The organism is Spongiibacter sp. (assembly GCF_041602295.1).
Taxonomy (GTDB): Bacteria; Pseudomonadota; Gammaproteobacteria; order Pseudomonadales; family Spongiibacteraceae; genus Spongiibacter.
This window is the reverse complement of the sequence record NZ_JBFIGO010000167.1, coordinates 1-3,686: the sequence shown is the minus strand read 5'-3', so window position 1 is coordinate 3,686 and position 3,686 is coordinate 1. Positions and strand designations below refer to the sequence as shown.

At 59.6% G+C, this 3,686-nt stretch carries 3 protein-coding genes; all 3 read left to right on the top strand.

Features of this window, described 5'->3' with window-relative positions; all coding sequences use genetic code 11:
- The coding region (locus tag ABYM29_RS15175; RefSeq protein ID WP_372865635.1) for a DHHA1 domain-containing protein at positions 1-915 on the top strand (915 nt) is incomplete at its 5' end.
- A 73-nt stretch (positions 916-988) separates the two neighbouring features.
- A protein-coding gene (gene prfB, locus ABYM29_RS15170) for a peptide chain release factor 2 (protein ID WP_372865634.1) occupies positions 989-2,087 on the top strand; the annotation gives its coding sequence in 2 pieces (ribosomal slippage) (positions 989-1,063 and positions 1,065-2,087; 1,098 coding nt in all).
- Positions 2,088-2,150: 63 nt separating this feature from the next.
- On the top strand, positions 2,151-3,659 hold the full coding sequence (gene lysS, locus ABYM29_RS15165; RefSeq protein WP_372865633.1) for a lysine--tRNA ligase: 1,509 nt from the start codon (positions 2,151-2,153) through the stop codon (positions 3,657-3,659).
- Positions 3,660-3,686 lie beyond the last annotated feature (27 nt).

Sequence of the window (3,686 nt, the reverse complement as noted above, 5' to 3'; positions counted from 1 at the left end):
TTGGTGGCCACGGATCTGGGCTTTGCTGTCGGTCCGCGCCTGAACGCCGCCGGCCGCCTCGACGATATGACCGTGGGCATTCGCTGCCTGCTGGAGAATGACCCGCAGCGCGCCCTGGCTTTGGCGGCCGAGCTGGATGATCTCAACCGCGAGCGCCGCAGCATTGAGCAGAGCATGAAAGACGATGCCATGCGCGCGCTGTCGCATTTGCAGCTCGACAGCAGCCAGGTACCGGCGGGCCTGTGTCTTTACGACCCCAGCTGGCACCAGGGTGTGGTGGGGATTCTCGCCTCGCGGATAAAAGAGCAATTTCACCGCCCGGTCATTGCCTTTGCCGAGGCCGATGATCATGAAATCAAGGGCTCGGCGCGCTCCATACCCGGCCTGCATATGCGCGATACCCTGGATCTTATCGCCAAGCGTCATCCCAAGATGCTTAGCAAATTTGGCGGCCATGCCATGGCGGCGGGACTGAGTCTGGCCAAAACCGACTTTGAGGACTTCAGTGCGGCCTTTGTCGACGCGGTGGCGGAGCAGCTCAGTGACGATCAGCTGGAGGCCGTGGTGCACAGCGACGGCGAGTTGAGCCCGGCGGAGTTGTCGCTGACTAATGCCGAGTTGCTGCGCAGCGCCGGTCCCTGGGGGCAGGCGTTTCCCGAGCCGCTGTTTCACGGCCGTTTTGTGCTCCAGCAGCAGCGCATTGTCGGCGAGCGCCACCTGAAGATGACCCTGGCGCCCATTGGCGACAGCCAGGCCATCATTGATGCCATCGCCTTTAATGTCGACACTGCGATCTGGCCCGACCCGGCCGTGGCCGAGGTTGAGCTGGTCTACAAACTGGACAGCAATCTGTGGCGCGAGCGCCTGTCGCTGCAGTTGCTGGTCGAACATCTGCAGCCGGCGAGCGGCGTCTAGCACTGCGCTGCTTTGCGCCGGGCAATGCATCGGGTAAAATGCCCGCCTTTTCCACGCGGTCCGGAAGCCAGCCATGCTAGAAATTAATCCCCTGCGCAATGCCCTCAAGGACATGACTGAGCGTACCGATACGCTTAGGGGGTATCTTTGACTACGCTAACAAACAAGAGCGCCTGACCGAGGTCGAGCTGGAGCTCGGCGATTCCGCCGTGTGGGACGACCCTGCGCGCGCCCAGGAGCTGGGTCGCGAGCGCGCCAGCCTGGAAGCGGTGGTGGGTTGTATCGACGAACTCGATGCCGGTCTGGCCGACGCCAGCGAGCTGCTGGACATGGCGGCCGAAGAGAATGACGAAGAAACCATTGAGGCGGTGCAGGGCGATATCGACCGGCTCAATGGCGTGCTCAGCAAACTGGAGTTTCGCCGCATGTTCTCCGGTGAAATGGACCCCAATAATTGCTATCTGGATATTCAATCCGGCTCAGGCGGCACCGAGGCCCAGGATTGGGCGAATATGGTACTGCGCATGTATTTGCGCTGGTGCGAAGACAAGGGCTTTAAGGCCGATCTGGTGGAAGTCTCTGACGGCGAAGTGGCCGGCATTAAAAGTGCCACTATCCACGTGCAGGGTGAATACGCCTTTGGTTGGTTGCGCACCGAGACCGGTGTTCACCGCCTGGTGCGCAAATCGCCTTTTGATTCGGGTAATCGTCGGCATACCTCCTTTTGTTCGGTGTTTGTTTCGCCGGAAATCGACGACAATATCGAAATCGATATCGACCCGTCGGATGTTCGCACCGATACCTACCGCGCCAGCGGCGCCGGTGGTCAGCACGTTAACAAAACCGATTCGGCGGTGCGCCTGACCCACGAGCCGACAAACACCGTGGTGCAGTGCCAGAGCGAGCGCTCCCAGCACCAGAACCGCGACAATGCCTGGAAAATGCTCAAAGCCAAGCTCTACGAGTTGGAGCTGCAAAAGCGCAACAGCGAGGCGCAGGCCCTGGAAGACAGCAAGTCTGACATTGGCTGGGGCAGCCAGATTCGCTCCTACGTATTGGACGATCAGCGCATTAAAGATTTGCGCACCAATGTGCAGACCAGCAACTGCAATAACGTGCTCGACGGCGACCTCGACCTGTTTATCGAGGCCAGCTTGAAGTCCGGCCTCTAGGCCGACACGCCAATTTGTTATTTTCAGGCGCCGCCGCGCGGCGCCCGACGCAAGGAACCCCAGATGTCTGAACAGCACAACGACCCGCAAGCCCAGGAAGCTGGCCAGGAAGAAAACCGCTTGATCGCCGAGCGTCGCGCCAAGCTGGCGGCGATTCGCGAAAAGCGCAATGCCTTCCCCAATGACTTCCGCCGCGATGCCTACGCGCAGCAGCTGCAGGACGAGCTGGGTGAGCACGATAAAGCAGCGCTGGAAGCACTGGATCGTCGCGCTGCGGTGGCCGGTCGCATTATGGCCAAGCGCGGGCCTTTTATGGTGCTGCAGGACATGTCGGGGCGTATCCAGACCTATATCGACAAGAAAAAACTGCCCGCCGAACTCAGCGACGAGATTAAAACCTGGGACATTGGCGACATTATTTTTGCCAAGGGCCCGGTACACAAATCCGGCAAGGGCGATCTGTATGTGTATATGGAAGAGGGCGGCTTGCTGACCAAGTCACTGCGCCCGCTGCCGGATAAATTCCACGGCCTGCAAGATCAGGAAATGCGCTACCGCCAGCGCTATGTCGACCTGATTATGAACGAGCAGTCGCGCCGTACCTTTGCCATTCGCTCTAAAATGATCAGCTCGATCCGCAACTTCCTGCAGCAAAAAGATTTTGTCGAGGTGGAAACGCCGATGATGCAGGTGATTCCCGGTGGCGCGACCGCGCGTCCCTTTGTCACCCATCACAATGCCCTGGACCTGGACATGTACCTGCGTATCGCTCCGGAGCTTTACCTTAAGCGCCTGGTGGTTGGCGGCCTGGAGCGGGTGTTTGAAATCAACCGTAATTTCCGCAACGAGGGGCTGTCGACGCGTCACAACCCCGAATTCACCATGATCGAGTTCTACCAGGCCTACGCCGATTACAAAGACCTGATGGACCTCACCGAGGCCATGCTGCGCCACGTGGCCCAGGAAGTGCTGGGCACCACCGTGCTGCAGTACCAGGGCAGTGAGTACGACTTTGCCCAGCCCTTTACTCGCCTGTCGGTGTTTGACTCGGTGCTGCACTACAATCCGACGATTAGCGCCGAACAGCTGAGCGATATGGCGCAGGCAACGGCCATTGCCAAGGGGCTGGGTATTGAGGTGAAAGACAGCTGGGGACTGGGCAAGATCCAGATAGAAATTTTTGAAGAGACCGTTGAGCACAAACTCGACCAGCCGACCTTCATTACCGAATACCCCACTGAAGTGTCGCCGCTGGCGCGCCGCAGTGACGACAACCCCTTTGTCACCGACCGCTTCGAGTTCTTTGTCGGTGGCCGCGAGCTGGCCAATGGCTTCTCCGAGCTGAATGACGCCGAAGATCAGGCTGAGCGCTTTATGGCGCAGGTGGCGGAAAAAGATGCCGGCGACGACGAGGCGATGCACTACGACGCCGACTATATCGCGGCGTTGGAATACGGCCTGCCGCCAACAGCGGGCGAGGGCATTGGTATCGACCGTCTGGTAATGTTGTTTACCGATGCGCCGTCGATCCGCGATGTGCTGTTATTCCCCCATATGCGCCCCGAAGCCTAAGTGCGCACAGCGGTGGTGGGGGGGGGG

Excerpts from the sequence above, each read along its gene's own strand:
- lysS (WP_372865633.1), top strand. The coding sequence starts at position 2,151 with ATGTCTGAACAGCACAACGACCCGCAAGCCCAGGAAGCTGGCCAGGAA.